At 44.3% G+C, this 3,867-nt stretch carries 2 protein-coding genes and 2 pseudogenes; 2 read left to right on the top strand and 2 right to left on the bottom strand.

Going from position 1 to position 3,867, the window contains the following annotated elements:
• Positions 1-190, top strand: a pseudogene (locus KP699_RS16005) (IS5/IS1182 family transposase); the annotation flags it as partial.
• A gap of 337 nt (positions 191-527) precedes the next feature.
• Here KP699_RS16005 and KP699_RS16000 read toward each other — a convergent pair.
• Positions 528-2,879 carry a Hint domain-containing protein gene (locus tag KP699_RS16000; protein ID WP_215763315.1) on the bottom strand — a complete coding sequence of 784 codons (2,352 nt, stop codon included), beginning with the start codon at positions 2,877-2,879 and terminating at the stop codon, positions 528-530.
• Positions 2,880-3,394: 515 nt separating this feature from the next.
• Positions 3,395-3,622 (bottom strand): annotated as a pseudogene (locus tag KP699_RS15995) (transposase); the annotation flags it as partial.
• 59 nt (positions 3,623-3,681) lie between these two features.
• Here KP699_RS15995 and KP699_RS15990 point away from each other — a divergent pair.
• The coding region (locus KP699_RS15990; RefSeq protein WP_215762890.1) for a transposase at positions 3,682-3,867 on the top strand (186 nt) is incomplete at its 3' end.

Below are 3,867 nucleotides of genomic sequence, written 5' to 3'. Positions count from 1 at the left end.
GCGGTCCAATGCAGGAAAGTCCGTGATCCGATCCCGCGTCGAGCATGTCTTTGCTGACCAGAAATCGCAAATGGGTCTGTTCGTCCGAACTGTCGGTATCACCCGGGCCACCATGAGGATCGGCCTGGCCAATATCGTCTATAATATGCGCCGCTTCCTCTTCCTGGAGCGGATCAGCGCGAATGCATAGCAATCCAGCGGGGGCAGCACTCGATCTGCTCAAAACGCAGATCGAAAACCAACCCAAAAATAGTCAATCAAATCGCCAAAAACCTGAAATCACCAGCCAAGCGTATCAATCAAGGGTTCTTCGATCCCTCCAGGTGTAAGAATGGTTTTTCAGTGAAAACATAGCTCAGAATTTCCGTGACAAGTCACCAAAATAAGACGGAGAAATGAGGGTTCCTTTTTGGAACCCTCTAGGTCGCTACACAAGGGCCTCAAGAGCATACCCCCGAGGCCCTTGTCGTCATAAGACATAAAAACCGTTTTACAAGCAGATAAAAAAGAGGACTGTTAATGAAATATCAAGCTTGTAAGGTCTGCTGCTCAATTATCGTCTCATCAAGAATATAAGGACCTGCAGCTTTGATATCGATGGTCATCAAAGCAAGGGCCCCCGGAAGGCGCTTCCCCAGAGGAAGAAATGCATTCCCATCGGTCCAACGCATTGTTTCTTCTTCCATAGCATTCCAACCTGAAAGCTTTGAATTGCGCAAGTGTTCGGTAATATTTCTATTTTTATTTTTTTCAAATATTGTAATTTTACCAATTAAAACACCGAGCAGACGACGGTCATCAACGAATGGTCCAATTACATCACATGGACGACTGGCATTGGAGATAATATGAACAGACTGAATATTTGATGGGATCATAAACATAATCCGTCCGTTGTTCTGCCGCGCCGGACGAATGACAGAACCTTTATCTGTGAGCAAGTGTAAATCACTTTCATACGTCATCAATCTAGCTTCACTATACATTGCGAAGCCAGCTTTATTAGCACGTGCATTGATCTGACGGAATAACGGCTCGACGATTTCCCGAGATACTGTCAAAGGGGCAGCGGCATCATCCCAAGTCATGTTACGATTACTGCCGATAGATGTAACATTACCTTTTTGGGTGAAGGTTCTACGGTTTCCAGTATCAAGGTAGCTCTCCGTGAGCATACCATCAGCTATGATAATCGAATGTTTTTCGGTTTCAACATGATAGTAATTATACGATGTGATGGATTTATCGAAAAAGATTGAACGCCCGTTTACAAGCATGCGGGCTGGAACAAACTTACCATTAAACAATAGACAATGCTCTGCTGTGATTAACATGTCCTTGAAAGGAACACCGTCAGAAATGGCATTCTTAAGGATACGCACAGGATATCCCGCTTGATCTATAGGAAGATATGGACGAACTGTGCAGTGTGCCTGTCCAACCCAGATCACGCGGCGGATAACCTCAGTATCATCGACGTAAGCAACAATTTCATCTCCGATAGCCAAGTCCTCTACTAAGGTCTTACCAGATGGTGTTTGAATCTGGCTACCCGAAAGAAAACAAACTTCGGCAGATGCACCACCATGGCCATCATCGGAGAGGACAAAACCGGTATTTTTTACACCAGGAATATTCAGAGTAATGGTGTTACCATTTTCTAGTGTAACCACAACCTGATCATCTGAGGGATAAGCATAAGATGCTCCATCTGCCGAAACCCCAGGCAGATCAATGCTATCAGAATTCCCAGGCTGGCTACCACTCCAACCACTGATCACAGTGCTAACGGTCCCACCGCTTTCCAGACCAGAAATAGTAAGTCCGTTATTAGTATTACCTGTGAGATCAATCGTACCACCAGCATTGTTCCAAATGCTAGCAGAGCCACCATCCAAGATTGTGATAATTCCTGAAATTATTGCTGTACTTGCTGCGGAAACCAACCCACCACTAGAAACTGTTGTTGACCCTATAGTACTATTTGAATCTGCATAAATAACACCACCATTTAAAACATTACTATTATTAGCAATTCCTCCTGAAGTGATTTCCAATACACCCCCTGAGTTAATAAGTGTACCAGAAGCTGTTCCAGCCAATCCAATCCCACCATTACTCCCAATAATAGTATTAAAAGATGTTCCTCCGCTACTAATAGAAACAGCAGCATATGCCGTTACATTACCACCACTAAGTATAGATCCTGATTGAATTATATTAACACCAGATATTTTGGCATCTGATGCCGCACTTATAAGTCCACCAGAACTCACAACAACATTGTTTATACTTCCATTGCTGTCTACATCTAATTTACCTCCACCTTGTATATTTGATGCATCAGCAAGCCCACCAGACGTTACTTCGATTACCCCACCAGATTGAACAATAGTGTTTTTTGCTATACCGGCAACTCCAAGGCCGCCAGCACTAGCAATAGTGGTATCAATTGAACTACCTCCAGCACTAACGACTAGGGCTGCATAATCAGTTACAGTACCACCACTGAGAGTACCTCCCGACCGAATTTTGCTGACCCCATTAAGAATTGCTCCTGAGGCACCCTGGTATATTCCACCATCACCAATAGAAACACTTGTAGTAATACCACCAGCACTTACAAAATAAGTTCCACCTGACTGGACATGTCCTCCTGATAATAAACCACCACTTTCAACAACAATTTTTCCTTCGGTCTGTGTAATCCAATTACTTTTTCCATCTGTTTCAATGAGAATACCACCATTTCTTATTACTATTTCCCCATCGTTCTGAACTGTCTGAAATTCTCCTATGCCACCTGAAGAAATTACTTCCTGATAATTATCAACAGTTACATTGGAAATTTTTTGTCCATCGTTAATTATAGTAGACATTATTTCTTATCCTTTTGCATATTGAATAACCGTCCAAAGATTATCCTAAGAGTTTTTTTTTAGCAAACTATTTGGCTTATGAAATTGATCTAAATCATCTGGAAGCATAAAAGCTGTATTTTAACTCTCAAACATCACTAAAGAATCAATTTCTAAAATGTTATCTAAATATTAACGTTTTTAAAACTCAACAATGATTCCCAGATGATAATGCAGAGACTGAATTGCCCCGGGTTTTGTGGAGACAGAACGACCCGGGGCAATTCAGTCGGCAAGAGCGCACCAACGAACAGTACTCGCCGGACTGACGCCAAACCGTTCAGCAACCTTACGACCCGGCACACAACTCGATACAGCCGCAACAACACGTTCGCGAAGATCCAAAACAATGTGCGTGATGACATCCACAACTGCCCCCATTCCGGCTGTCATCTTGAATCAGATCACAATAACTTTGGGAATTCGCAGCGATTCATGCAGCGCAGAAAATGCTCTAAGAGTCCGTTTGAGAATGGTCATGGATGGACAATTCTGCGGAGCATGATGCTACCGAGAGCGACATGGATCATTGCCTCCGAGACGTCGATCCTCTGCTCGTAATCCCGAACGAGACGCTTCCAGCGGATCATCCAACCGAAAGTGCGCTCGACGACCCAGCGCCGGGGCAACACCTTGAAGCCCGGCTCCTTGTCGGAGCGGCGAATGATCTCGAGGACGAAATCCTGATAGGTCGCGGCATTGACGTGCCCCCCGAAAATGTAACCATTTAAAAGTAGAGTCCGATCGAGAAGGATACGGACGAATGAAACGCAGTCGTTTTACGGAAGAGCAGATCATAGGGGTGCTGAAGGAACAGGAGGCTGGGCTCAAGGTCTCTGATCTTTGCCGCAAACACGGGATCAGTGATGCGACGTTTTACAAATGGAAGACCCGCTATGGTGGCCTTGAGGTATCTGAGGCCAAACGACTGAAGGCCTTGGAAGATGAA

This window comes from Acetobacter sp. P1H12_c (assembly GCF_018811975.1).
In the GTDB taxonomy this organism is placed as follows: domain Bacteria; phylum Pseudomonadota; class Alphaproteobacteria; order Acetobacterales; family Acetobacteraceae; genus Acetobacter; species Acetobacter persici.
This window is presented reverse-complemented; position numbering and strand designations above follow the sequence as displayed.